At 45.6% G+C, this 21116-nt stretch carries 37 protein-coding genes; 34 read left to right on the plus strand and 3 right to left on the minus strand.

The genetic code is table 11. The features are described 5' to 3' along the window. Positions 1-337 precede the first annotated feature (337 nt). From D4N35_RS09400 to D4N35_RS09410, 3 genes are read right to left on the minus strand one after another with little or no spacing between them, the layout of a single operon-like run. Positions 338-1276, minus strand: coding sequence for a metal ABC transporter solute-binding protein, Zn/Mn family (locus D4N35_RS09400; RefSeq protein ID WP_120072827.1), 939 nt, complete (start codon positions 1274-1276; stop codon positions 338-340). 51 nt (positions 1277-1327) lie between these two features. Continuing rightward, positions 1328-2164 carry a metal ABC transporter permease gene (locus D4N35_RS09405; RefSeq protein ID WP_208646290.1) on the minus strand — a complete coding sequence of 279 codons (837 nt, stop codon included), beginning with the start codon at positions 2162-2164 and terminating at the stop codon, positions 1328-1330. Between the two features lie 20 nt (positions 2165-2184). Further along, complete coding sequence (locus D4N35_RS09410) at positions 2185-2934, minus strand: metal ABC transporter ATP-binding protein (RefSeq protein ID WP_120072831.1); 750 nt, start codon at positions 2932-2934, stop codon at positions 2185-2187. A 452-nt stretch (positions 2935-3386) separates the two neighbouring features. Here D4N35_RS09410 and rpsJ point away from each other — a divergent pair, with 452 nt between their 5' ends. From rpsJ to D4N35_RS09580, 34 genes are all read left to right on the plus strand, one after another. Further along, positions 3387-3695 carry a 30S ribosomal protein S10 gene (rpsJ, locus tag D4N35_RS09415; RefSeq protein ID WP_018708729.1) on the plus strand — a complete coding sequence of 103 codons (309 nt, stop codon included), beginning with the start codon at positions 3387-3389 and terminating at the stop codon, positions 3693-3695. Positions 3696-3730: 35 nt separating this feature from the next. Then, a complete protein-coding gene (gene rplC, locus D4N35_RS09420) occupies positions 3731-4360 on the plus strand; it encodes a 50S ribosomal protein L3 (protein WP_120072833.1) in 630 nt (209 codons plus the stop codon). 29 nt (positions 4361-4389) lie between these two features. After that, positions 4390-5013, plus strand: coding sequence for a 50S ribosomal protein L4 (gene rplD, locus D4N35_RS09425; protein WP_120072835.1), 624 nt, complete (start codon positions 4390-4392; stop codon positions 5011-5013). Then, complete coding sequence (rplW, locus tag D4N35_RS09430; RefSeq protein WP_120072837.1) at positions 5013-5297, plus strand: 50S ribosomal protein L23; 285 nt, start codon at positions 5013-5015, stop codon at positions 5295-5297. Before rplD ends, rplW begins: the two co-directional genes overlap by 1 nt. 37 nt (positions 5298-5334) lie before the next feature. After that, positions 5335-6168, plus strand: a complete 834-nt coding sequence (gene rplB / locus D4N35_RS09435; RefSeq protein WP_120072839.1) for a 50S ribosomal protein L2 — start codon at positions 5335-5337, stop codon at positions 6166-6168. Positions 6169-6228: 60 nt separating this feature from the next. Next, positions 6229-6507, plus strand: a complete 279-nt coding sequence (gene rpsS, locus D4N35_RS09440) for a 30S ribosomal protein S19 (protein WP_120072841.1) — start codon at positions 6229-6231, stop codon at positions 6505-6507. 18 nt (positions 6508-6525) lie between these two features. Further along, complete coding sequence (rplV, locus tag D4N35_RS09445) at positions 6526-6867, plus strand: 50S ribosomal protein L22 (RefSeq protein WP_120072843.1); 342 nt, start codon at positions 6526-6528, stop codon at positions 6865-6867. A gap of 3 nt (positions 6868-6870) precedes the next feature. After that, positions 6871-7527 (plus strand): 30S ribosomal protein S3, encoded by a 657-nt coding sequence (rpsC, locus tag D4N35_RS09450; RefSeq protein WP_018708736.1) that lies wholly within the window; start codon positions 6871-6873, stop codon positions 7525-7527. A gap of 2 nt (positions 7528-7529) precedes the next feature. Continuing rightward, positions 7530-7964, plus strand: a complete 435-nt coding sequence (gene rplP, locus D4N35_RS09455) for a 50S ribosomal protein L16 (RefSeq protein WP_120072845.1) — start codon at positions 7530-7532, stop codon at positions 7962-7964. After that, positions 7954-8157, plus strand: coding sequence for a 50S ribosomal protein L29 (gene rpmC / locus D4N35_RS09460; RefSeq protein ID WP_120072848.1), 204 nt, complete (start codon positions 7954-7956; stop codon positions 8155-8157). The genes rplP and rpmC overlap by 11 nt, the downstream gene beginning before the upstream one ends. Before the next feature lie 19 nt (positions 8158-8176). Continuing rightward, entirely contained in the window at positions 8177-8440 is a 264-nt protein-coding gene (rpsQ, locus tag D4N35_RS09465; RefSeq protein WP_120072850.1) for a 30S ribosomal protein S17, read from the plus strand. Positions 8441-8479: 39 nt separating this feature from the next. Beyond that, positions 8480-8848 (plus strand): 50S ribosomal protein L14, encoded by a 369-nt coding sequence (rplN, locus tag D4N35_RS09470; RefSeq protein WP_120072852.1) that lies wholly within the window; start codon positions 8480-8482, stop codon positions 8846-8848. 41 nt (positions 8849-8889) lie between these two features. Next, positions 8890-9255, plus strand: coding sequence for a 50S ribosomal protein L24 (rplX, locus tag D4N35_RS09475; protein WP_120072854.1), 366 nt, complete (start codon positions 8890-8892; stop codon positions 9253-9255). 23 nt (positions 9256-9278) lie between these two features. Next, positions 9279-9818, plus strand: coding sequence for a 50S ribosomal protein L5 (gene rplE / locus D4N35_RS09480; protein WP_018708742.1), 540 nt, complete (start codon positions 9279-9281; stop codon positions 9816-9818). 21 nt (positions 9819-9839) lie between these two features. Beyond that, positions 9840-10025, plus strand: coding sequence for a type Z 30S ribosomal protein S14 (locus tag D4N35_RS09485; RefSeq protein WP_018708743.1), 186 nt, complete (start codon positions 9840-9842; stop codon positions 10023-10025). Positions 10026-10054: 29 nt separating this feature from the next. Further along, positions 10055-10453, plus strand: coding sequence for a 30S ribosomal protein S8 (rpsH, locus tag D4N35_RS09490; RefSeq protein WP_120072856.1), 399 nt, complete (start codon positions 10055-10057; stop codon positions 10451-10453). Positions 10454-10482: 29 nt separating this feature from the next. Beyond that, complete coding sequence (gene rplF, locus D4N35_RS09495; protein ID WP_120072858.1) at positions 10483-11019, plus strand: 50S ribosomal protein L6; 537 nt, start codon at positions 10483-10485, stop codon at positions 11017-11019. A 30-nt stretch (positions 11020-11049) separates the two neighbouring features. Further along, positions 11050-11412 carry a 50S ribosomal protein L18 gene (gene rplR / locus D4N35_RS09500; RefSeq protein ID WP_120072860.1) on the plus strand — a complete coding sequence of 121 codons (363 nt, stop codon included), beginning with the start codon at positions 11050-11052 and terminating at the stop codon, positions 11410-11412. Positions 11413-11432: 20 nt separating this feature from the next. Continuing rightward, positions 11433-11933, plus strand: coding sequence for a 30S ribosomal protein S5 (gene rpsE / locus D4N35_RS09505; RefSeq protein ID WP_120072862.1), 501 nt, complete (start codon positions 11433-11435; stop codon positions 11931-11933). A gap of 13 nt (positions 11934-11946) precedes the next feature. Next, positions 11947-12129 (plus strand): 50S ribosomal protein L30, encoded by a 183-nt coding sequence (rpmD, locus tag D4N35_RS09510; RefSeq protein WP_120072864.1) that lies wholly within the window; start codon positions 11947-11949, stop codon positions 12127-12129. A 28-nt stretch (positions 12130-12157) separates the two neighbouring features. After that, positions 12158-12598 (plus strand): 50S ribosomal protein L15, encoded by a 441-nt coding sequence (gene rplO, locus D4N35_RS09515; RefSeq protein WP_120072866.1) that lies wholly within the window; start codon positions 12158-12160, stop codon positions 12596-12598. Then, positions 12598-13890 (plus strand): preprotein translocase subunit SecY, encoded by a 1293-nt coding sequence (gene secY, locus D4N35_RS09520; protein WP_120072868.1) that lies wholly within the window; start codon positions 12598-12600, stop codon positions 13888-13890. The genes rplO and secY overlap by 1 nt, the downstream gene beginning before the upstream one ends. A gap of 41 nt (positions 13891-13931) precedes the next feature. Next, positions 13932-14582 (plus strand): adenylate kinase, encoded by a 651-nt coding sequence (locus D4N35_RS09525; protein WP_120072870.1) that lies wholly within the window; start codon positions 13932-13934, stop codon positions 14580-14582. Further along, the gene (gene map, locus D4N35_RS09530; protein WP_120072872.1) at positions 14582-15328 is read left to right on the plus strand and encodes a type I methionyl aminopeptidase; all 747 of its coding nucleotides are present in this window, start codon (positions 14582-14584) and stop codon (positions 15326-15328) included. The genes D4N35_RS09525 and map overlap by 1 nt, the downstream gene beginning before the upstream one ends. A gap of 15 nt (positions 15329-15343) precedes the next feature. After that, positions 15344-15676 (plus strand): KOW domain-containing RNA-binding protein, encoded by a 333-nt coding sequence (locus D4N35_RS09535; RefSeq protein WP_120072874.1) that lies wholly within the window; start codon positions 15344-15346, stop codon positions 15674-15676. Further along, on the plus strand, positions 15654-15872 hold the full coding sequence (gene infA / locus D4N35_RS09540) for a translation initiation factor IF-1 (protein WP_018708754.1): 219 nt from the start codon (positions 15654-15656) through the stop codon (positions 15870-15872). Before D4N35_RS09535 ends, infA begins: the two co-directional genes overlap by 23 nt. A 36-nt stretch (positions 15873-15908) precedes the next feature. Next, positions 15909-16022, plus strand: coding sequence for a 50S ribosomal protein L36 (gene rpmJ / locus D4N35_RS09545; protein ID WP_016205879.1), 114 nt, complete (start codon positions 15909-15911; stop codon positions 16020-16022). A gap of 18 nt (positions 16023-16040) precedes the next feature. Then, on the plus strand, positions 16041-16406 hold the full coding sequence (gene rpsM / locus D4N35_RS09550; protein ID WP_120072876.1) for a 30S ribosomal protein S13: 366 nt from the start codon (positions 16041-16043) through the stop codon (positions 16404-16406). A 23-nt stretch (positions 16407-16429) separates the two neighbouring features. Next, positions 16430-16819 carry a 30S ribosomal protein S11 gene (gene rpsK / locus D4N35_RS09555; RefSeq protein WP_120072878.1) on the plus strand — a complete coding sequence of 130 codons (390 nt, stop codon included), beginning with the start codon at positions 16430-16432 and terminating at the stop codon, positions 16817-16819. Between the two features lie 176 nt (positions 16820-16995). After that, a complete protein-coding gene (locus tag D4N35_RS09560; protein WP_120072880.1) occupies positions 16996-17940 on the plus strand; it encodes a DNA-directed RNA polymerase subunit alpha in 945 nt (314 codons plus the stop codon). A gap of 37 nt (positions 17941-17977) precedes the next feature. Further along, positions 17978-18340, plus strand: a complete 363-nt coding sequence (gene rplQ, locus D4N35_RS09565; protein WP_120072882.1) for a 50S ribosomal protein L17 — start codon at positions 17978-17980, stop codon at positions 18338-18340. Between the two features lie 293 nt (positions 18341-18633). Beyond that, the gene (locus D4N35_RS09570) at positions 18634-19473 is read left to right on the plus strand and encodes an energy-coupling factor ABC transporter ATP-binding protein (RefSeq protein WP_120072884.1); all 840 of its coding nucleotides are present in this window, start codon (positions 18634-18636) and stop codon (positions 19471-19473) included. Next, on the plus strand, positions 19449-20321 hold the full coding sequence (locus tag D4N35_RS09575) for an energy-coupling factor ABC transporter ATP-binding protein (RefSeq protein WP_120072886.1): 873 nt from the start codon (positions 19449-19451) through the stop codon (positions 20319-20321). Before D4N35_RS09570 ends, D4N35_RS09575 begins: the two co-directional genes overlap by 25 nt. After that, positions 20318-21115, plus strand: a complete 798-nt coding sequence (locus D4N35_RS09580) for an energy-coupling factor transporter transmembrane component T family protein (RefSeq protein ID WP_120072889.1) — start codon at positions 20318-20320, stop codon at positions 21113-21115. The genes D4N35_RS09575 and D4N35_RS09580 overlap by 4 nt, the downstream gene beginning before the upstream one ends. The last annotated feature ends 1 nt before the right edge of the window (position 21116 follow it).

Consider the following 21116-nt stretch of genomic DNA (forward strand, 5'->3'; position numbering starts at 1 on the left):
GTTTTTTATGTTGTTAAGGACACTTTAAAATTTCATACCCGTGAAACTTGTTTTTACTAAATGCTGCGTCTAGCTCCAGCGCCTATCGACTAGCAGACTTCGCGCTTCCTCCTACGATAAGTCAACATCGGCTCCTTCGTCGCCGTGTTTCCTTTATCTCGTCAGAAGCACTCCAGTGTCTAGCTTCAGACGGCAGGGGCTCGAGGTCGCTTCGGTCAAACCAATGAAGTCAAAGAACGACTTCACAGGTTTGCCCTCCAGCGCTTGTCGCCCCTAAACGGCCGTCTTCCGCATTTCAGTCTGTACGTCTATAAACAGGCGCTTGCGCTTTTGGTTTCTATTTGCTTAATTCATCATGAATCAGTTTAATATTGTAATTCAAATACTTCACGTACGTATCGACTTCCTCACCGGGTTTTCCGATTTCATCAGAGTAAATCGGCTTTTTGGAGAAAGGAACGCCGGTTTCTTTTGAAACGGTCTCCATTGGACGGGGATCTACATTGGATTCGATAAATAGTACCGGAACATTGTGTTCTTTGATGAAATGTACCAATGATTTAATTTGCTGGGGTGAGCCGTTTTCTTCGGTATCGATTTCCCAGATGTACCCCTCTTTCAATCCGTAATGTGCCGTCATGTACTGGAAGGCCCTCTCACTTGTCACAAGGATGCGCTTTTCTTTTGGAATGTCATTAATCTTTTCCTCGTACTCTTTATCTATTTCATGAAGCCGGCTGATATAGGCATCTGCTCTTTTTTTATAATCTTCTTTACGCTCAGGATCTTTTTCCATCAAGGCGTCGCGCATATCCTCAGCCATTTTGATGCCGACCGCCGGGTCTATGAATGCATGAGGATTGACTTCCTCTTCTTTTCCGCTTTCATCAGTCAAATACATTGGATCCACACGTTCTGTTAAACTGTAAATATTCTCTTTCTTTTGTCCGACTGAATCAATCATTTTAAAAAACCAGCCGTCTTTTCCGCCCTCCAGATTCAATCCGTTGTAAAAAAGGATATCCGCATCCGTGGCTTTTTTAATATCTTCCGGAAGGGGCTCATATTCATGCGGGTCGGTTCCTGTAGGCACAAGGTTATGAATTTCCACGTCATCGCCGCCGATTTCCCTGGCCAGGTCTTCAATGATTGTAAAAGACGTAACAACTTTTAATGGTCTATCTTTTGCGGCTTCATCTGAATCGCTATTGCTGCCGCATGCGGCCAGCAGCCATACTGCAAGCCCTGTTATAAAAAAACATTTTAATAGCCTCATACTTTTCGCCTGCCTTTTATTAAAAAATGAAGTTGCGAGGAACCCAAACCATTAGCCTATTGCTGCTTTTTTCTTGTTTCCTTTGATCATCCGCCAAAGTACCCCCTGCTTTGGTGAAAAGATAAAAGCGACTGTAAAAATAGCTGTCGTAGCCAAGGCAATGACAGGCCCTGAAGGCAAATTGTGGACAAAGCTGAAATACAGCCCGATGATCGATGACAGGGCCCCAAAGACTGATGCAAGAACAATCATTGTCGATAAACGATTTGTTAAAAGATAAGCGGTTGATGCCGGTGTGATCAGCATGGAAACCACCAGAATAACACCTACCGTTTGTAAGGAAGCGACTGTTACAAGAGTCAGAAGAACCATGATGCCGTAATGAATCAAGCGTGTTTTCAAACCGTATGCAGCAGCCATCGTCTCATCGAAGCTGGAAACAAGCAGCTCCTTGTAAAAGAGTATGACAGCCAAGATGACAATACTTCCGACGATCAATGTAAGCCACATATCCGAAGAACGGACGGAAATGACATTTCCAAAAAGAATTTGTGTCAGATCTGTCGCACTTTTAGCCTCGGTGATCAGGATAATTCCTAAAGCGAACATGGCGGAAAAAACAAGCCCGATCGAAGAATCATTTTTCACCCGGCTGTTTTGGCTGATCACACCGATACCAAGGGCCGTAAGCACACCAGTCACAACCGCCCCATAGAAATAGTTGATTCCCAGCATATAAGATATGGCAACGCCGGGAAGGACGGCATGTGAGATGGCATCTCCCATCAGTGCCATTCCGCGCAGGATAATAAAGCTGCCGATCACGCCGCAAATAATCCCGACCATGACAGACGTGATGAATGCTTTCTGCAAAAACCCATAAGTCATCAGATCATTTATGAATTCCACTATATACCGACCCCCAGACTTTCCAGCATGCCAAGCGGCGCTTTGTAGGCCGCCTGCATCAGTTCCGGACGGAAGACATGATTTACAGGTCCAGCCCCGATCAATTCCTTATTAATGAGAATCAGATCATCGAAATAATTCTCAACCTTTGTCAGGTCATGATGGACAACGAACACAGTCTTTCCTTCATCCCTGAGGGTTTTTAATATGTTGATAATGACATCTTCACTGGATACATCAATACCGACAAACGGCTCATCCAGGAAGAAAAGATCTGCCTTTTGGGCAAGGGAACGGGCGAGAAAAACACGTTGCTGCTGTCCCCCGGACAATTCGCCGATTTGGCTGTCCGCAAAGTTTTCCATCCCGACTTTTGCGAGGCACTCCAGCGCCCATTCCTTGTCATTCTTTGTTGGACGGCGGAAAAGCCCGAGCTTGGGATAGGTGCCAAGTAGTACCGTATCTTTTACGACAATCGGAAAATCCCAATCGATATTGGAACGCTGCGGCACATATGCAATTTTTTTCCTCATTTCTCGAATGGGACTTCCGCCAAACTCGATGCTGCCGCTGTCTTTCGGTATTAGTCCGAGCATCGCTTTCATCATCGTTGATTTTCCGGCGCCGTTTGGCCCGATGATGCCGATCAGCTTGCCTTTTTCAATAGTAAAATTGATATCTCGAAGCACTTCGGTCCCGTGATAGGAAACATAGAGGTGACTGACTGTCAATTTCTTTTTGTTCATCATGATTCACCTTCTTTTCCATAACTGTATATTTAAAGCATTTAGCCTAACGCCGATATATTGGTCGAAAGACAAATAGTTGCCCTAGGGAAACTTATTAACCATAATATACAATGCAAGCTGTTTTGTAAACACCTTTCAGATAAAAAATCGTCATATTGGATGGGAGGCGATATACTCTTTTTCGGGCAACGCACCCGGAAAAAGCAGCAGAAATTCCGATGTTGAAAAATTGCCGGAACGTCTGTATAATGAAACAGTCAAATTAACGGCATTATTTGTTGTTTCATATTGCAATGGCTATCTATTGTATGTATAATGTATAATGTTGGTCATTTGACAGCAATGATGCGGAAGGTTGCCGACACACCCGGCCGCTTTGCCATGGCGAGTGTGGGGGAAATTTCCGCGGAGTATGTCTATTTTTTAAAAATAGGCGAAAAGGAGGGAAAGTAATGGCAAAACAAAAAATCCGGATTAGATTGAAGGCTTATGATCACAGAATTTTGGATCAGTCTGCAGAAAAGATTGTAGAAACGGCAAAACGCTCAGGTGCAAATGTATCGGGACCGATTCCGCTTCCGACAGAGAAATCTGTTTACACAATCTTGCGTGCGGTCCATAAATACAAAGACTCCCGCGAGCAATTCGAAATGCGGACACATAAACGCCTGATCGACATCATCAGCCCAACACCGCAAACTGTTGATTCATTGATGAGACTCGACTTGCCATCCGGCGTAGACATTGAAATCAAACTTTAATAAATATGAATGAAAGAAACCAGGAGGTGTGACTCATGGCTAAAGGAATCTTAGGTAGAAAAATCGGTATGACGCAGATTTTTGCTGAAGACGGACGACTGCTCCCTGTAACAGTAGTAGAGGCCGCTCCCAACGTTGTTCTTCAAAAGAAAACAGTTGAGACGGACGGATATGAAGCTGTTCAAATTGGTTTTGAAGACAAGCGCGAAAAGCTGGCCAATAAACCTGAAAAAGGGCACGTTGCCAAGGCGGAAACTGCACCTAAGCGCTTCGTACGTGAGTTGAAAAACGTTAATCTAGATGAATATGAAATTGGTCAAGAGATCAAAGTTGATATTTTCGCAGAAGGCGATGTAGTGGATGTAACAGGAGTTTCCAAAGGGAAAGGTTTCCAGGGTGTTATCAAGCGCCACGGCCAAGGCCGCGGACCAATGTCCCACGGTTCCCACTTCCACCGCAGCCCTGGATCAATGGGTGCTGTTGACCCGGCCCGTGTATTCAAGCAAAAGAAACTGCCTGGACAAATGGGCGGACAGAAAATCACTGTTCAAAACCTTCAAATTGTCAAGGTTGATGCAGACCGCAATCTTCTTTTGATCAAAGGAAATGTTCCTGGACCGAAAAAAGCATTGCTTGAAATCAAAACTGGAATCAAGGTTAAATAAATATTTTCGTAAGGAAAGGAGGAAATGAAATGCCAAAAGTAGCCGTATATAATCAAGAAGGTTCTAAGGTTGGAGAATTGGATCTCAACGATTCTATTTTCGGAATCGAGCCAAACAACCATGTTTTATTTGAAGCGATTGTTATGCAGCAAGCTTCATTAAGACAAGGTACATCTAAAGTAAAAACACGTTCGGAAGTGCGCGGCGGCGGACGCAAGCCATGGCGCCAAAAAGGCACAGGCAGAGCACGCCAAGGATCTATACGCTCACCGCAATGGCGCGGCGGCGGAACGGTATTCGGACCGGTTCCACGCAGCTACAGCTACAAGCTTCCTAAGAAAGTACGCCGTCTGGCCATCAAATCAGCGCTGTCTGCAAAAGCATTGGAAGAAAGCATCCTTGTAGTAGAAGCATTGGCTTTCGATGCTCCAAAAACAAAGGAATTTGCCAAGGTTTTGAAAAACCTTCCGGTCGGCAAAAAAGCGTTGGTTGTTACAGATGTTCCTGAAGACAATGTGGCACTTTCAGCAAGAAATATCCCTGGGGTTACAGTGATCGATGCGAACAGCATTAACGTGCTTGATGTTGTAGGGCATGAAACATTGATCCTGACGAAAGCAGCAGTTGAAAAAGTGGAGGAGGTGCTTGGGTAATGGATGCACGTGACGTTATAAAGCGCCCCGTAATCACAGAGCGTTCCATGGATTTGACAGCTGACAAAAAGTATACTTTCGAAGTTGACGTCAAAGCCAACAAAACACAGGTGAAAGACGCAGTCGAAAGCATCTTCGATGTGAAAGTTGCAAAAGTCAATGTCATGAATTACAAAGGTAAATTCAAACGAATGGGCCGTTTTGCGGGCTATACAAACAAACGCCGCAAAGCAGTGGTCACTTTGACCGAAGACAGCAAAGAAATCGAGATTTTTGAAATTTAATCTTTAATCTTTCAATAAAAGCAGAGGAGGGAAAGAAATGGCGATCAAAAAATACAAACCTACCTCCAACGGGCGGCGCAACATGACAAGCTTGGATTTCTCCGAGATCACTACTGACAAGCCGGAAAAGACATTGCTTGCGCCTATTAATAGAAAAGGCGGCCGCAACAGCCAAGGTAGGACCACAGTTCGTCATCGCGGAGGCGGTCATAAGCGTCAATACCGTATTATCGACTTCAAACGCAACAAAGATGGTATACCCGGACGCGTTGCTACTATCGAATACGATCCGAACCGTTCCGCAAACATTGCTTTGATCCACTATAAAGATGGGGAGAAGCGTTATATTCTGGCTCCAAAAAATCTTCAAGTAGGTATGGAAGTCATGTCTGGCCCTGAGGCTGACATCAAAGTAGGGAATGCTCTACCGCTTTCCTCTATTCCAGTAGGTACAGTCGTACACAACATCGAGTTGAAACCGGGCAAAGGCGGGCAACTCATCCGTTCTGCTGGAACTTCTGCCCAGGTTCTTGGTAAAGAAGGAACAAAATATGTACTTGTCCGCTTGAACTCCGGAGAAGTGCGCATGATCCTTGCTACTTGCCGTGCAACAATCGGTGAAGTGGGCAATGAGCAGCACGAACTTGTAACAATTGGTAAAGCAGGCCGTTCACGCTGGTTGGGCAGACGCCCTCACGTCCGCGGTTCTGTTAAGAACCCTAACGACCATCCGCATGGTGGTGGGGAAGGAAAAGCACCGATCGGTCTTAAATCCCCTGTTACTCCTTGGGGTAAACCGACAATCGGTTACAAGACAAGGAAGAAAACGAACAAGTCGGATAAATTTATCGTACGCCGCCGCAAAAAATAACGAGGTTGTCCTACGGTTCTTCTATCGGACCGTAGCACAATCACGAAGGGAGGTACCAGCATGGGTCGCAGCCTGAAAAAAGGACCTTTTGTAGATGAGCATTTGATGAAAAAAGTCGAGAACTTGAATGAGTCTGACAAAAAGCAAGTGATCAAAACTTGGTCTCGCCGTTCAACAATTTTCCCGGCGTTTGTCGGACACACCATCGCAGTCTACGATGGACGCAAGCATGTTCCTGTATACATCAGTGAAGATATGGTTGGCCACAAGCTCGGTGAATTTGCGCCAACTCGTACTTATAGAGGTCATGCCGCAGATGACAAAAAAACAAGACGCTAATGAGAGGAGGGCATCCTAATGCAAGCAAAAGCTGTTGCCAGAACAGTTAGAATTGCTCCTCGTAAAGCACGCCTGGTCGTCGATCTTATTCGAGGAAAGCAAGTAGGCGAAGCAATTGCCATCTTAAAGCACACTCCAAAAGCGGCTTCTCCGATTGTAGAAAAGCTTTTGAAGTCTGCTGTAGCAAATGCAGAGCATAACTATGATATGGACGTTAACAACCTTTTAGTATCGAAAGTATATGTTGATGAAGGTCCGACAATGAAACGTTTCAGACCGCGTGCTCAAGGCAGAGCCAGCCAAATCAACAAACGCACAAGCCACATTACGATTGTGGTATCAGAACAGAAGGAGGGGTAGTTCGTGGGTCAAAAAGTAAACCCTATTGGAATGCGTATCGGCATTATCCGTGATTGGGAATCAAAATGGTACGCAGACAAAGAATATGCAACTTTACTTCACGAAGACATCAAGGTTCGTGAATATATTGAAAACCGGCTCAAAGATGCATCGGTTTCCAAAATTGAAATCGAGCGTGCTGCAAACCGCATCAACATCACTGTCCACACAGCCAAGCCCGGAATGGTTATCGGTAAAGGTGGAAGTGAAGTAGAAGCACTCAGAAAAGCATTGAACAAGCTTACAGGCAAAAGGGTTCACATCAACATCGTTGAAATCAAAAAAGCTGATTTGGACGCGAAGCTTGTTGCTGAAAACATCGCTCGTCAATTGGAAAGCCGGATCTCTTTCCGCCGTGCGCAAAAGCAGGCGATTCAACGTACATTGCGTGCAGGTGCACAAGGTATCAAAACAATGGTTTCCGGCCGGCTTGGCGGAGCGGATATCGCTCGTTCGGAACATTACAGCGAAGGAACTGTTCCACTTCATACACTTCGCGCAGATATCGACTATGCACATGCTGAAGCAGATACAACATACGGTAAGCTTGGCGTCAAAGTCTGGATTTACCGTGGAGAGGTCCTTCCAGAAAAGAAAAAGTCTGAGGAAGGAGGAAATTAATCATGTTAATGCCTAAAAGAGTCAAATACCGCCGTCCACACCGTGGAAAAATGCGCGGCAAAGCAAAAGGCGGCACTGAAGTAGCATTTGGTGAGTACGGTCTTCAAGCTCTTGAAGCTTCCTGGATCACAAACCGCCAAATTGAGGCAGCAAGGATTGCCATGACGCGCTACATGAAGCGTGGCGGTAAAGTATGGATCAAAATTTTCCCTCATAAAGCTTTTACAGCTAAGCCTTTGGAAGTACGGATGGGTTCCGGTAAAGGGGCGCCTGAAGGCTGGGTAGCTGTTGTAAAACCGGGCAAGATCATGTTTGAAATTGCCGGAGTCTCAGAAGAGGTGGCTCGTGAAGCACTTCGACTTGCATCCCACAAACTTCCAGTAAAATGTAAGTTTGTCAAACGAGAAGAAATTGGTGGTGAACGAAATGAAGGCTAAAGAAATCCGTGATTTGACCACTGCCGAAATTGAACAGAACATCAAGTCTTTAAAGGAAGAATTATTTAACCTTCGCTTCCAGCTAGCTACAGGGCAATTGGAAAATACCGCCCGCATCCGTGAGGTCCGCAAAGGGATCGCCCGTATGAAAACGATCATTCGCGAAAGAGAGATCGGCATAACCAATCGATAGGTGAAAGGAGGTTGCGGATATGGCTGAACGCAATCAGCGCAAAGTGTACACAGGTCGTGTTGTTTCCGATAAAATGGATAAAACTGTTACAGTAATGGTTGAAACCTATAAAAAACACAGTTTGTACGGCAAACGCGTGAAGTATTCCAAGAAGTTCAAAGCTCACGATGAGCATAATGAAGCTAAAGTTGGGGACATTGTCCGTATTATGGAGACTCGCCCTCTATCGGCTACAAAACGCTTCCGTCTTGTAGAGGTAGTTGAAAAAGCGGTTATCATTTAATTTTTTCGGATAGATAAATCCGAAGGGAGGTAAATACAAATGATCCAACAAGAATCCCGTTTGAAAGTAGCTGACAACTCCGGAGCACGTGAAGTGTTGACGATCAAGGTGCTCGGCGGTTCCGGTCGCAAAACGGCAAACATCGGTGATGTCATTGTATGTGCGGTGAAAAATGCAACACCCGGTGGCGTTGTCAAAAAAGGGGACGTTGTGAAAGCTGTTATCGTCCGCTCCAAAACAGGTGCACGCCGTCCGGATGGTTCCTACATTAAATTTGATGAAAATGCATGCGTCATTATTCGTGACGACCAGGCTCCAAGAGGAACCCGGATCTTCGGACCAGTGGCCCGCGAGCTGCGTGATAAAAACTTCATGAAAATTGTTTCTCTGGCTCCAGAGGTTCTTTAATATAAATCAGACTTGGTCACTCAAGGAGGTGCGATTCTCAAATGCACGTTAAAAAAGGCGACAAAGTGATGGTCCTTACCGGCAAGGATAAAGGGAAAACAGGCACGGTGCTTGCTGCATTCCCAAAAAAAGAACGTGTGCTTGTCGAAGGGGTTAACATCGTGAAGAAACATGCGAAGCCTTCCCAGGAAAATCCGCAAGGCGGAATTTTTGACAAGGAAGCGGCCATTCATGTTTCAAACGTTATGGTCATCGATCCAAAAACAAATGAGCCAACAAGAATCGGCTATAAAAAAGTAACGATCAAAGGCAAAGATGGTATAGAAAAAGTGAAAAGTGTCCGGGTATCCAAGAAATCCGGGGAAGTTTTAGACACAGACGTAAAAGACAAGATTATTAGCCAGTAAGCAGAAGAAGGGAGGTACACAATATGAACCGCCTAAAGGAAAAATATCAAAAAGAAATCACTCCTGCTCTGATGAGCAAGTTCAACTATAAATCTGTCATGCAAGTACCAAAAATTGAAAAGATCGTAATCAACATGGGCGTCGGCGACGCTGTTCAAAACGCCAAAGCACTGGATAATGCAGTGGAAGAACTTTCTTTGATCACAGGCCAAAAACCGGTTGTGACAAGAGCGAAAAAATCCATTGCGGGATTCCGCCTGCGTGAAGGAATGCCGATCGGTGCAAAAGTGACACTTCGCGGCGAGCGCATGTATGAGTTTTTTGACAAATTGGTTTCTGTATCATTGCCACGTGTACGTGACTTCCGTGGAATCTCCAAGAAGGCATTTGACGGACGCGGCAACTATACACTCGGAATCAAAGAACAGCTCATTTTCCCAGAAATTGATTACGATAAAGTAAACAAAGTTCGCGGAATGGACATCGTCATCGTAACGACAGCCAACACCGATGAAGAAGCGCGCGAGCTATTAACTGGATTTGGAATGCCATTTCAAAAGTAATCGTAAAAGGGAGGCGAAATAGTGGCTAAGAAATCAATGGTAGTCAAGCAGAAGCGTACGCCTAAGTATAAAGTTCAAGAATATACACGCTGTGAACGTTGCGGCCGTCCGCATTCTGTTCTTCGCAAATTCAAATTATGCCGTATCTGTTTCCGTGAATTAGCCTACAAAGGCCAAATTCCAGGCGTCAAAAAAGCCAGCTGGTAAGCCCGATATTGGGAAGGAGGTAAATATTAATGGTTATGACTGATCCAATTGCAGACTTGCTTACAAGAATTCGAAACGCGAACATGGTCCGCCACGAGAAATTGGAAATTCCAGCTTCTAAAATCAAGAGGGACATTGCCGAAATCCTTAAAAAAGAAGGTTTCATCCGCGATGTAGAATTCATCGAAGACAACAAGCAAGGTATCATCCGCATTTTTCTTAAATATGGAGCGAATAACGAGCGCGTTATTACCGGATTAAAGCGTATCAGCAAGCCCGGTCTGCGTGTTTACGCGAAGGCAAACGAAGTTCCAAAAGTATTGAACGGTCTTGGAATTGCGCTTGTATCAACTTCTCAGGGAGTACTCACCGACAAAGAAGCAAGAGCGAAACAAGTCGGCGGAGAAGTACTCGCATACGTTTGGTAATCTAGCAGAAAGAACGGAGGTGCAATACAATGTCCCGTATAGGCAATAAACCAATTGAAATCCCTTCTGGTGTAACAGTGACAAAAGACGGTAATAAAGTGACTGTCAAAGGGCCAAAAGGTGAACTGAGCAATACATTCAATTCAGATATCAATATCAGCATCGAAGACAATGTCATCAACGTGACTCGTCCATCCGATGCAAAAGAACACCGCTCCCTGCACGGAACAACACGTTCCCTAGTCGCAAACATGGTAGAGGGCGTCTCTAAAGGCTTTGAAAAATCACTTGAGCTTGTCGGTGTTGGTTACCGTGCGCAAAAACAGGGCAAGAAGCTTGTACTGAACGTCGGCTATTCCCATCCTGTAGAATTTGAACCGGAGGACGGTATCGAAATCGATGTACCATCCAACACAAAAGTGATTGTTAAAGGTTATAACAAGGAAAGAGTCGGAGCATTGGCTTCTGACATTCGTGCTGTACGTCCGCCTGAGCCTTACAAAGGCAAAGGAATTCGCTACGAAGGCGAATATGTACGCCGCAAAGAAGGTAAAACAGGTAAATAAAGCCGCTAGGCATTGAAAGGAGTGACTCGCATGATTACTAAGCTTGATAAGAACAAGGTGCGCAAGAAAAGACATGCACGCGTCCGTACGAAAATCAGCGGAACAGAATCGCGTCCGCGTCTAAGCGTATACCGTTCCAATAAAAACATTTACGCTCAATTGATCGACGATGAAAATGGGGTAACATTGGCAAGTGCCTCTACTCTTGACAAAGAGCTTGAAATCGAGTCTGCCGGCAATGCAGAGGCTGCCCAGAAAGTGGGAGAGCTCATCGCAAAGCGAGCAGCGGATAAAAACATCAAATCAGTAGTATTTGACCGCGGCGGATACCTTTACCACGGGCGTGTAAAAGCATTGGCTGATGCAGCACGTGAAAATGGACTGGAATTTTAATAAAAGGAGGGACGGACTACATGCGTCAAATTGATGCGAACAAACTTGAACTGGAAGAACGCGTAGTTACAGTAAACCGTGTGGCAAAAGTTGTGAAAGGTGGACGGCGTTTCCGCTTTACCGCATTGGTTGTAGTAGGTGACAGAAATGGCCATGTCGGCTTCGGAACCGGAAAAGCACAAGAAGTACCGGAAGCGATCCGCAAAGCCATTGAAGATGCTAAAAAGAACATGGTTGAAGTGCCTTTGGTCGACTCAACCATTCCGCATGAAATCATCGGCCGTTACGGCGGCGGGCAAGTATTGCTTAAACCGGCCTCTGCAGGTACCGGAGTTATTGCCGGAGGACCTGTCCGTGCGGTGCTTGAGCTTGGCGGAGTAGCAGACATCACATCAAAATCACTTGGATCCAGCACACCGATCAACATGGTTCGTGCAACGGTTGAAGGAATCAAAAACTTAAAACGTGCTGAAGATGTAGCGAAGCTTCGCAATAAATCAGTAGAAGAACTGTTAGGTTAAGGAGGGGAAGATCATGTCACAAAAATTAGCAGTCACCCTCAAACGCAGCTTGATTGGACGGACACAGGATCAGCGTGATACTGTGAAAGCACTTGGATTGCGCAAGATTCACCAAACAGTCGAGCACGATGACAATCCGGCTATTCGGGGAATGATCAACAAAGTTTCCCATCTTGTAGAAGTAAAAGAGCAATAATCACCAAAGAATGAAGGAGGTGCGCGAAATGAAACTTCATGAGTTAAAACCTGCTGAAGGGGCTCGTAAGGAGCGCAACCGTGTAGGACGCGGCATCGGTTCAGGAAACGGCAAAACAGCCGGAAGAGGACATAAAGGGCAAAATGCCCGCTCAGGCGGCGGCGTGCGCCCTGGATTTGAAGGTGGCCAAACGCCTTTATTCCAACGTTTGCCTAAACGCGGTTTCACAAACATTAATCGCAAAGAGTATGCGGTTGTGAACCTGGACGCACTAAACCGCTTTGAAGACGGAACTGAAGTAACTCCTGAGCTTTTGATTGAAACGGGAGTTGTTCGGAACGAAAAGTCCGGCATCAAAATTCTTGCGAAAGGTAACATCGAGAAAAAGCTGACTGTAAAAGCGAATAAATTCTCGTCTGCTGCAAAAGAAGCCATTGAAGCTGCCGGCGGTTCAACTGAGGTGGTTTAATGTTTCAAACGATCTCCAACCTTATGCGTGTGCGGGATATAAGAAGAAAAATTATTTTCACCCTATTGATGCTGATCGTCTTTCGGATCGGGGCTTTCATTCCGGTTCCGAACGTTGATGCAAACGTACTGAAAATGCAAGATCAAGCCAGTCTGTTTGGCTTTATGAATATTTTTGGCGGCGGTGCCCTGCAAAACTTCTCTATTTTTGCAATGGGTATCATGCCATACATTACGGCATCCATTATCGTCCAACTGCTGCAAATGGATGTCGTGCCAAAATTCACTGAATGGTCCAAGCAAGGTGAAGTGGGAAGGCGTAAACTGGCACAGTTTACCCGCTACTTCACAATTGTTCTTGCTTTCATCCAGGCGTTGGGCATGTCTTTCGGGTTCAATCGGATGACACAGCTTCAGCTCATCAAAGATCCCGGGTTCAGCACGTATATCACCATTGCCATCGTCTTGACTGCTGGCACGTCTTTCTTGATGTGGCTGGGCGAGCAAATCACATCACATGGCGTCGGAAACGGCATCTCGATCATCATCTTTGCCGGGATTGTCGCTGGGATTCCAAACGCCGTGAACCAGATCTATGCTCAGCAGTTTGAAGGTGCAGGAGACCAATTGTTTATTAGAATTGTCGTCATGCTGCTCATCCTGCTTGCTGTTATTGCCATCATTGTTGGCGTCGTATTTGTCCAGCAGGCATTGCGTAAAATTCCAATCCAATATGCAAAACGTATGGATGGACGCAGCCCTGTCGGAGGACAAAATACACATTTGCCTTTAAAGGTGAATGCCGCTGGAGTTATTCCAGTCATTTTCGCGAGCGCGTTTATTGTTACTCCACAAACGATTACGACATTCTTTGGTTCCAGTGAACTGGCAAGCACGATTCAATCGTTTTTTGACCATACGAAACCAGTCGGAATGATCATCTATGTTGCATTGATTATTGCCTTTACTTATTTTTACGCATTTGTTCAGGTCAATCCTGAACAGGTTGCTGAAAATCTGAAGAAGCAGGGCGGTTATATACCGGGAATACGGCCAGGCAAAAATACGCAGGAGTACATGACACGCGTTTTGTACAGACTGACTTTTGTCGGGGCACTTTTTCTGGCACTCATTTCAATCTTGCCGGTATTTTTTATCAAATTCGCAGGATTGCCCCAGGCTGCCCAAATTGGTGGAACAGGATTGTTAATTGTTGTCGGTGTTGCGCTGGAGACGATGAAACAACTGGAGGCTCAACTGGTCAAGCGCCACTATAAAGGCTTCATTAAATAACAGACGGGTAATGACCCGGATGAAAGCAAGGGGCGGTATGAATGAATTTAGTATTGATGGGACTTCCTGGGGCGGGAAAAGGTACACAAGCTGAAAAAATTGTGGCTAAGTACGGGATTCCGCACATTTCTACAGGAGATATGTTCCGGGCTGCGATGAACGAAGGTACGGAGCTTGGCATGCAGGCCAAATCCTTCATGGATAAAGGCGAACTTGTTCCGGATGAAGTGACGATCGGAATTGTCCGCGAACGCTTGAGCAAAGCGGATTGCGACAACGGATTCCTTCTGGACGGCTTCCCGAGAACAGTGCCGCAGGCCGAAGCTCTTGAAAATATCCTCGCAGAGCTGGGAAGAAAAATGGATTATGTGATCAATATTCAAGTAGACCAGGAAATTTTGATGGAAAGACTGACGGGGCGTCGTATTTGCAAGAGCTGCGGTGCCACTTATCATTTAGTCTTCAACCCGCCTGCCGAAACAGGCACTTGTGATCGCTGCGGCGGAGAGCTGTATCAGCGTCCTGATGATAATAAAGAAACGGTTCAGAACAGACTGGAAGTAAATGTGAAACAGACCCAGCCGCTTCTTGATTTTTATAAGGAAAAAGGCTATTTGAAAAACATCAATGGCCAGCAGCATATTGACCAGGTCTTCTCTGATATCGATTCACTTCTAAGGGATTTGAAATAATGATTATTTGCAAAACACCACGAGAAATAGAAATCATGAGAGAAGCAGGGCGAATTGTTGCGCTGACTCATCAAGAACTGGTAAAGCATATTCAGCCGGGGATCACAACAAAAGAAATCGATTCGATTGCCGAAAAATTTATTAAACAGCATGATGCATATCCATCTTTCCTTGGGTATAACGGATTTAAAGGAAGTGTCTGTGCATCTGTAAATGAAGAGCTGGTTCACGGAATACCCGGCAAACGTGTCCTCAAGGATGGCGACATCATCACATTGGACATCGGAGCTGAATACAACGGCTACCATGGTGATTCCGCGTGGACGTATGCAGTAGGCAAAATCGATGACGAAACGAAACAATTGCTTGATGTCACAGAGGAATCCCTCTATAAAGGCTTAGAAGAAGCGAAGCCGGGGGCTCGTCTTTCAAACATTTCCCATGCGGTTCAAGCGTATGTGGAATCCAATGGATTTTCCATAGTCCGTGAGTATGTAGGGCATGGTATTGGTCAAAGCTTACACGAAGATCCACAAATCCCGAACTACGGACCTCCTAATAAAGGGCCTCGTTTACGACCTGGCATGGTGCTAGCCATTGAACCGATGGTGAATGCCGGCAGCCGCTATGTAAAAACATTGGCGGACAATTGGACAGTCGTGACGGTTGACGGCAAAATGTGTGCGCACTTTGAACATACAATTGCCATTACAGATGCAGGTTTTGAGATATTAACAAGATTGTGAGCGCAGGTGATCGGGTTGAAAGAGTCTGATTCGAACCCTCAAATCGGCCAGGTGGTCAGTATTAATAAAGGGCGAGATACCGGGCAGTTCGCGATTGTTATTCAACTCATTGATGAACGGTTTGTTTTAATTGCGGATGGCGACAAGCGAAAATTTGACCGCCCCAAAAAGAAAAACATTCAACACCTGGAGTGTTGTGACTATATTTCTCCGGAGGTGCGGAGCAGTATGCTGGATACCGGCAAAGTCACTAACGGGAAGTTGCGATGGGCTCTTGGAAAATTCATGGATGATGTTCTGGAATTACAGAAGGGAGACGAGTTTGATGGCGAAGGAAGATGTAATTGAAGTTGAAGGCAAGGTAGTTGATACTTTGCCAAACGCCATGTTTAAGGTAGAATTAGAAAATGGTCATACGGTGCTTGCACATGTTTCAGGGAAAATCCGCATGCATTTCATTCGAATTTTGCCTGGTGACAGAGTAACCGTGGAACTTTCTCCGTACGATTTAACCAGAGGAAGAATCACTTACCGTTTTAAATAAGTGTGCACTTCAGGCTCTTAAGGAGGTTTTTAAAAAATGAAAGTACGGCCATCAGTAAAGCCGATCTGCGAGAAGTGCAAAATCATCCGTAGAAAAGGCAAAGTCATGGTGATCTGTGAAAACCCTAAGCATAAGCAAAAACAAGGATAATGAAGGAGGTGCTAACGCATGGCACGTATTGCTGGTGTAGATATTCCACGTGAAAAACGCGTAGTAATTGCATTGACATATATTTATGGAATCGGTCAAAACACAGCTTCCAAAATTCTTGCAGAAGCAGGTGTTTCCGAGGATACACGCGTACGCGACTTGACTGACGACGAACTTGATAAAATCCGCGGGATCATTGACACATTGAAAGTCGAAGGTGACCTTCGCCGTGAAGTGTCTTTGAACGTCAAACGCTTGATGGAAATCGGTTCTTATCGTGGTCTTCGCCACCGCCGCGGACTTCCTGTACGTGGACAAAACACGAAGAACAACGCGCGTACACGAAAAGGACCGCGGAAAACTGTAGCAGGTAAGAAAAAATAATCAGTAAAGGAGGTTTTTAATCAATGGCACGCAGAACTAACACTCGTAAACGTCGTGTGAAAAAGAATATTGAAAGTGGTATTGCGCACATCCGCTCCACTTTTAACAATACAATCGTAACGATCACTGATTCTCAAGGTAACGCAGTATCCTGGTCTTCTGCCGGAGCGCTTGGATTCAAAGGTTCCCGTAAATCCACTCCATTCGCTGCCCAAATGGCTGCCGAAACAGCTGCAAAAGCATCCATGGAGCATGGAATGAGGACTCTTGAAGTAACCGTAAAAGGACCTGGCGCAGGACGTGAAGCTGCCATTCGTGCACTTCAAGCTGCCGGACTTGAGGTAACAGCCATCAGGGACGTAACTCCTGTACCTCACAACGGATGCCGTCCGCCAAAACGTCGTCGTGTATAATGAATTTGTATAAATTCTGTATTACTTGTCTATAATGGGGTAATATATGAATTTATCGTGAAAATTCGATTTTTCCTCACCAGTTGTTGCAAAGATGAAATGTAACATGGGGAATTTCGGTCAGTATCTATGGAAAGTGACCGGAGTTTCGACGTTTTGAAGGAGGGTATATGTGAATGATCGAGATTGAAAAACCAAAAATAGAAACGATTGAGATCAGCGAAGACGCCAGACACGGAAAATTTGTGATTGAACCGCTTGAGCGTGGATATGGTACAACTTTGGGTAACTCCTTGCGTCGTATTTTACTATCTTCACTCCCGGGTGCGGCGATCACTTCTATTCAAATAGAAGGTGTACAACATGAATTTTCAACCGTTGAAGGTGTAGTCGAAGATGTTACCTCTATCATCCTTAATCTTAAAAAACTAGCTTTGAAAATATATTCGGACGAAGAGAAGACATTGGAAATCGATGTGCAGGGCGAAGGGGAAGTGAAAGGTTCCGACATCATGCATGACAGCGATGTGGAAATTTTGAATCCTGAACTTCATATCGCCAACCTTGCAGCCAATGCGAATTTTCGTGTCCGCATGACCGCCCAGCGCGGAAGAGGCTATACACCTGCTGATATGAACAAACGTGACGACCTTCCGATCGGCGTCATTCCTATCGACTCTATTTATACACCTGTATCCCGTGTAAACTATCAGGTGGAAAATACTCGTGTGGGCCAAATGACGAACTACGATAAACTGTCGCTCGATGTTTGGACAAATGGCAGCATCAGCCCGGAAGAAGCCATTTCTTTGGGTGCGAAAATTTTAACAGAGCACTTAAATATCTTCGTCGGTTTGACGGATGAAGCTCAGCATGCTGAAATCATGGTGGAAAAAGAGGAAGACCAAAAGGAAAAGGTTCTGGAAATGACGATTGAAGAGCTGGACCTTTCTGTCCGTTCCTACAACTGCCTGAAGCGTGCAGGAATCAATACGGTCCAGGAGCTGGCCAACAAAACGGAAGAAGATATGATGAAAGTGCGCAACCTTGGAAGAAAATCGTTGGAGGAAGTAAAAGGGAAGCTGGATGAGCTTGGCCTCGAACTTCGCAAAGACGACTAATCGAAAATACACGTCACCGTGAAGGAGGGAAACCAGAATGTCTTATCGTAAATTAGGACGCACAAGCTCTCAGCGCAAAGCTATGCTTCGAGACTTGGCAACAGATTTAATCATCAGTGAACGAATCGAAACAACTGAGGCACGCGCGAAAGAACTCCGCTCCGTTGTTGAGAAAATGATCACGCTTGGAAAACGCGGCGACTTGCATGCGCGACGTCAGGCAGCGGCATTCATCCGCAAAGAGATAGCCAACGCGGAAGAAAAACAAGATGCATTGCAAAAACTGTTTTCTGACATCGCACCTCGTTATGCTGAACGTCAAGGCGGATACACTCGAATCATGAAATTGGGACCTCGCCGTGGAGACGGAGCCCCAATGGTTATCATCGAATTAGTTTAATTCGCGATGAAAAAGGGCAGGGCGCGCGAGTCTCGCCCTTTTTCTTTAAGGAAAGTTAATAGCGAAGCGTCAGCGTATCTGCGCTTCCGCTTTTCGATAAAGCTTCAGTGAGCGTTACGATAGGCACAAACAAATAGAAAGTGATCCTGTCTAGCTCCATGCACCTTCTCCCCCGGCTTAACTGCCCGGGCCAAGGTACCGGCTGCCCGGCGCCTGGAGGAAGGTGCAGGCTTTTTTCTATTTATAGGCATTTTTTTAAAATCAACCTACGAAGCAACGAGGAGGAATAAGGGATGCCCGGTCCGGTGATTACCATTGAAGATGTTTCCTTCCGCTATAATGGACAGGAGGCGTATGCCTTAAAGGATGTTTCTTTTTCAGTAGCTGAAGGGGAGTGGCTGGCAGTGGTCGGCCATAACGGATCAGGAAAATCTACTCTTGCAAAAATTTTGAACGGATTGCAGTTCCCGGAACAAGGAACGGTCAAGGTTCAGAATCTTCTTTTAAGCGAAGAGGCGATCTGGGATATCCGCCGGATGGTAGGGATGGTTTTCCAAAATCCGGACAACCAGTTTGTCGGAACAACAGTACAAGATGATGTGGCTTTTGGGTTGGAGAATAACGGAGTGCCGCACGATGAAATGGTCGGCCGTGTCCAAGAGGCATTGGAGCGTGTTCATATGGGTGAATTTCTCAACCAAGAGCCACACCATCTTTCCGGCGGCCAAAAGCAGAGGGTGGCGATTGCTGGGGTCATAGCGCTCCGCCCTAAGGTCATTATCCTGGATGAAGCGACTTCCATGCTGGATCCCCTTGGACGTGAGGAAGTGCTGCAGACCATCAGGGAGTTGAAAGAGGAACAGGGGTTGACAGTCATTTCAATCACGCATGATTTGGAAGAAGCGGCAAGGGCGGACCGAATCATTGTCATGAATAAGGGCCAGGTGTACAAGGAAGGGAAGCCTGAGGAGATTTTTGAACTGGAAGAGGAACTGATCACTTTGGGACTGGATATCCCTTTTCCTGTAAAAATGAGCCATTTATTGCGAAACGCAGGTCTGGACTTGCCTAAAATGTACCTGACAGATGAAGAGTTGGTGAATGATCTGTGGAAATTACATTTCAAGAAGTAGAATACCGGTATTCGGCTGGTACGCCGTTTGAGCGGCTGGCCATCCAAGATGTCAATTTGAACATTAAACAAGGTGTGTTTATGGCGCTGATCGGGCATACGGGCTCCGGCAAGTCGACGATCCTTCAGCATTTGAATGCCTTGCTGCAGCCGACAAAAGGCCGGGTGATCATAGGCGACAGAACGATTGAAGGCGGGAAGAAGGAGAAAAACCTTCGAGGTATCCGCCAAAAGGTCGGAATCGTCTTCCAGTTTCCGGAACATCAGCTTTTTGATGAAACGGTAGAGAAGGATATTTGTTTCGGTCCGATGAACTTTGGCGTTTCGGAAGAAGAAGCAAAACAAAGGGCCAGAAGGCTTATAAAAGAAGTCGGACTGCCGGAGGACGTTCTTCAGAAGTCCCCTTTTGACTTGTCAGGCGGCCAGATGAGAAGGGTGGCCATTGCCGGAGTGCTCGCTATGGAACCAGATGTATTGGTGTTGGATGAGCCGACCGCTGGGCTCGATCCTCGAGGACGTACAGAAATCATGGACATGTTTCAACGTCTGCACAAAAAAGAGAATCTATCTACCATTCTAGTAACCCACAGCATGGAAGATGCGGCGAAATACGCGGACCAAATCGTCATCATGCATAAAGGGAAGGTACAAAGAACCGGTGATCCGCAAAATATTTTTTCAAATCCTGCAGAACTGCTGGAATTGGGCCTGGATGTTCCCCAGGTTGTCAAATTTCAATATGAGCTTGAACAGCGGATGAATATCAAGTTTGAAAAGACTTACCTGGCATTAGGGGAACTGACCGATGCATTGGCAAGATTGAAAGAGCAGGACGGTGGCGTCTCATGATGGAAAAAATGATTTTCGGGCGTTACATTCCAGGCGATTCTATCCTTCATCGGATGGACCCCCGTTCAAAACTATTATTTGTATTCGGCTTTATACTTATTGTATTTTTGGCGAATAATGTCTTTACCTATAGTATCCTTGTAGGCTTTGTCATTATGGTGATCCTTCTTTCCAAAATGAATATCAAATTCCTGGTGAATGGTTTGAAGCCGGTCATTTACCTGATTATTTTCACTTTCATTTTACAGCTTTTTTTTAACAAAGAAGGCGAGATCATTTTCAGTATCGGCAAGTTTCATATTTATGAGGAAGGGCTGCGAATGGCCATATTCATTTCCATACGGTTTTTCCTCCTCGTATTTGTAACAACCCTGATGACTTTGACAACAACGCCGATCACATTGACAGACGGGCTTGAAAGCCTGATGAACCCCTTAAAACGGGTCAATTTTCCAGTCCATGAGCTGGCGCTCATGATGTCCATTTCTTTGCGGTTCATTCCTACCTTGATGGATGAGACGGATAAAATCATGAAAGCGCAAATGGCAAGGGGCGTGGAATTTTCCAGCGGTCCCATCAAGGACCGGATCAAAGCCATCGTGCCTTTGCTCATCCCGCTATTTGTCAGCTCTTTTAAACGGGCGGAGGAATTGGCGACAGCCATGGAAGCGAGAGGCTACCGCGGAGGAGAAGGGCGGACGAAATACCGTTTGCTGGAATGGAAAGGCCGTGATACGGCAACAGCTGTCGTGTTTGTCATTTTAACAGGAGTGCTGATCTGGTTGAGGACGTAAA

The sequence above is a fragment of the Siminovitchia fortis genome, assembly GCF_003605365.2.
GTDB classification, from domain to species: domain Bacteria; phylum Bacillota; class Bacilli; order Bacillales; family Bacillaceae_C; genus Siminovitchia; species Siminovitchia fortis.

Bases quoted from the DNA above. Each gene is read 5' to 3' on its own strand.
- D4N35_RS09400 (WP_120072827.1), bottom strand. From the start codon at position 1,276: ATGAGGCTATTAAAATGTTTTTTTATAACAGGGCTTGCAGTATGGCTG.
- D4N35_RS09405 (WP_208646290.1), bottom strand. From the start codon at position 2,164: ATGACTTATGGGTTTTTGCAGAAAGCATTCATCACGTCTGTCATGGTC.
- D4N35_RS09410 (WP_120072831.1), bottom strand. From the start codon at position 2,934: ATGATGAACAAAAAGAAATTGACAGTCAGTCACCTCTATGTTTCCTAT.
- rpsJ (WP_018708729.1), top strand. From the start codon at position 3,387: ATGGCAAAACAAAAAATCCGGATTAGATTGAAGGCTTATGATCACAGA.
- rplC (WP_120072833.1), top strand. From the start codon at position 3,731: ATGGCTAAAGGAATCTTAGGTAGAAAAATCGGTATGACGCAGATTTTT.
- rplD (WP_120072835.1), top strand. From the start codon at position 4,390: ATGCCAAAAGTAGCCGTATATAATCAAGAAGGTTCTAAGGTTGGAGAA.
- rplW (WP_120072837.1), top strand. From the start codon at position 5,013: ATGGATGCACGTGACGTTATAAAGCGCCCCGTAATCACAGAGCGTTCC.
- rplB (WP_120072839.1), top strand. From the start codon at position 5,335: ATGGCGATCAAAAAATACAAACCTACCTCCAACGGGCGGCGCAACATG.
- rpsS (WP_120072841.1), top strand. From the start codon at position 6,229: ATGGGTCGCAGCCTGAAAAAAGGACCTTTTGTAGATGAGCATTTGATG.
- rplV (WP_120072843.1), top strand. From the start codon at position 6,526: ATGCAAGCAAAAGCTGTTGCCAGAACAGTTAGAATTGCTCCTCGTAAA.
- rplP (WP_120072845.1), top strand. From the start codon at position 7,530: ATGTTAATGCCTAAAAGAGTCAAATACCGCCGTCCACACCGTGGAAAA.
- rpmC (WP_120072848.1), top strand. From the start codon at position 7,954: ATGAAGGCTAAAGAAATCCGTGATTTGACCACTGCCGAAATTGAACAG.
- rpsQ (WP_120072850.1), top strand. From the start codon at position 8,177: ATGGCTGAACGCAATCAGCGCAAAGTGTACACAGGTCGTGTTGTTTCC.
- rplN (WP_120072852.1), top strand. From the start codon at position 8,480: ATGATCCAACAAGAATCCCGTTTGAAAGTAGCTGACAACTCCGGAGCA.
- rplX (WP_120072854.1), top strand. From the start codon at position 8,890: ATGCACGTTAAAAAAGGCGACAAAGTGATGGTCCTTACCGGCAAGGAT.
- rplE (WP_018708742.1), top strand. From the start codon at position 9,279: ATGAACCGCCTAAAGGAAAAATATCAAAAAGAAATCACTCCTGCTCTG.
- rpsH (WP_120072856.1), top strand. From the start codon at position 10,055: ATGGTTATGACTGATCCAATTGCAGACTTGCTTACAAGAATTCGAAAC.
- rplF (WP_120072858.1), top strand. From the start codon at position 10,483: ATGTCCCGTATAGGCAATAAACCAATTGAAATCCCTTCTGGTGTAACA.
- rplR (WP_120072860.1), top strand. From the start codon at position 11,050: ATGATTACTAAGCTTGATAAGAACAAGGTGCGCAAGAAAAGACATGCA.
- rpsE (WP_120072862.1), top strand. From the start codon at position 11,433: ATGCGTCAAATTGATGCGAACAAACTTGAACTGGAAGAACGCGTAGTT.
- rpmD (WP_120072864.1), top strand. From the start codon at position 11,947: ATGTCACAAAAATTAGCAGTCACCCTCAAACGCAGCTTGATTGGACGG.
- rplO (WP_120072866.1), top strand. From the start codon at position 12,158: ATGAAACTTCATGAGTTAAAACCTGCTGAAGGGGCTCGTAAGGAGCGC.
- secY (WP_120072868.1), top strand. From the start codon at position 12,598: ATGTTTCAAACGATCTCCAACCTTATGCGTGTGCGGGATATAAGAAGA.
- D4N35_RS09525 (WP_120072870.1), top strand. From the start codon at position 13,932: ATGAATTTAGTATTGATGGGACTTCCTGGGGCGGGAAAAGGTACACAA.
- map (WP_120072872.1), top strand. From the start codon at position 14,582: ATGATTATTTGCAAAACACCACGAGAAATAGAAATCATGAGAGAAGCA.
- infA (WP_018708754.1), top strand. From the start codon at position 15,654: ATGGCGAAGGAAGATGTAATTGAAGTTGAAGGCAAGGTAGTTGATACT.
- rpmJ (WP_016205879.1), top strand. From the start codon at position 15,909: ATGAAAGTACGGCCATCAGTAAAGCCGATCTGCGAGAAGTGCAAAATC.
- rpsM (WP_120072876.1), top strand. From the start codon at position 16,041: ATGGCACGTATTGCTGGTGTAGATATTCCACGTGAAAAACGCGTAGTA.
- rpsK (WP_120072878.1), top strand. From the start codon at position 16,430: ATGGCACGCAGAACTAACACTCGTAAACGTCGTGTGAAAAAGAATATT.
- D4N35_RS09560 (WP_120072880.1), top strand. From the start codon at position 16,996: ATGATCGAGATTGAAAAACCAAAAATAGAAACGATTGAGATCAGCGAA.
- rplQ (WP_120072882.1), top strand. From the start codon at position 17,978: ATGTCTTATCGTAAATTAGGACGCACAAGCTCTCAGCGCAAAGCTATG.
- D4N35_RS09570 (WP_120072884.1), top strand. From the start codon at position 18,634: ATGCCCGGTCCGGTGATTACCATTGAAGATGTTTCCTTCCGCTATAAT.
- D4N35_RS09580 (WP_120072889.1), top strand. From the start codon at position 20,318: ATGATGGAAAAAATGATTTTCGGGCGTTACATTCCAGGCGATTCTATC.